1 pseudogene is annotated in these 1,398 nt (G+C 53.1%); it reads right to left on the reverse strand.

Features of this window, described 5'->3' with window-relative positions:
* Positions 1-1,398: pseudogene (locus tag MKX14_RS18180) on the reverse strand (BapA/Bap/LapF family large adhesin); the annotation flags it as partial.

A 1,398-nucleotide genomic window follows, 5' to 3' on the forward strand; every position in this document is an offset into this window, starting at 1 on the left:
GGCAAGGTATCTACAGTCACGGTGACGTCTGCATCTGCAACATCCAGGTTACCTTCGGCATCCACTGCTTCTGCATGGATGGTCACAGGGCCTTCGCCTGTGACAGGAATCGCTGCAGTGATGTAGCCGTTGGTAATATCCGCTGCTGTCACGGTGTAGTTAGTACCGTTTACATTCACCACGGTGCCGTCGATTGCATCAGGTCCCAACGCCACTTGTGCATTGAAGCTGCCGTCTGTACCAAGCTCGTCTGCATTTAAGATACCGTCGCCATTTAAGTCTTCAGGAATCGTGATCGCTCCGATCAGGTCTGCAGGTAAGGTATCTACAGTCACGGTGACGTCTGCATCTGCAACATCAAGGTTACCTTCGGCATCCACTGCTTCTGCATGGATGGTCACAGGGCCTTCGCCTGTGACAGGAATCGCTGCAGTGATGAAGCCGTTTGCAAGGTCAGCTGCTGTCACGGTGTAGTTAGTACCGTTCACATTCACCACGGTGCCGTCGACTGCATCAGGTCCCAACGCCACTTGTGCATTGAAGCTGCCGTCTGTGCCTAGCTCGTCTGCATTTAAGATACCGTCGCCATTTAAGTCTTCAGGAATCGTGATCGCTCCGATCAGGTCTGCAGGCAAGGTATCTACAGTCACGGTGACGTCTGCATCTGCAACATCCAGGTTACCTTCGGCATCCACTGCTTCTGCATGGATGGTCACAGGGCCTTCGCCTGTCACAGGAATCGCTGCAGTGATGTAGCCGTTGGTAATATCCGCTGCTGTCACGGTGTAGTTAGTACCGTTTACATTCACCACGGTGCCGTCGATTGCATCAGGTCCCAACGCCACTTGTGCATTGAAGCTGCCGTCTGTACCAAGCTCGTCTGCATTTAAGATACCGTCGCCATTTAAGTCTTCAGGAATCGTGATCGCTCCGATCAGGTCTGCAGGTAAGGTATCTACAGTCACGGTGACGTCTGCATCTGCAACATCAAGGTTACCTTCGGCATCCACTGCTTCTGCATGGATGGTCACAGGGCCTTCGCCTGTGACAGGAATCGCTGCAGTGATGTAGCCGTTGGTAATATCCGCTGCTGTCACGGTGTAGTTAGTACCGTTCACATTCACCACGGTGCCGTCGACTGCATCAGGTCCCAACGCCACTTGTGCATTGAAGCTGCCGTCTGTGCCTAGCTCGTCTGCATTTAAGATACCGTCGCCATTTAAGTCTTCAGGAATCGTGATCGCTCCGATCAGGTCAGCTGGAACTGTGTCCACGGTGATTGTGACGTCTGCATCTGCAACATCCAGGTTACCTTCGGCATCCACTGCTTCTGCATGGATGGTCACAGGGCCTTCGCCTGTCACAGGAATCGCTGCAGTGATGAAGCCGTTTGCAAGG

This window comes from Acinetobacter pittii (assembly GCF_022449185.1).
Taxonomy (GTDB): domain Bacteria; phylum Pseudomonadota; class Gammaproteobacteria; order Pseudomonadales; family Moraxellaceae; genus Acinetobacter; species Acinetobacter pittii_I.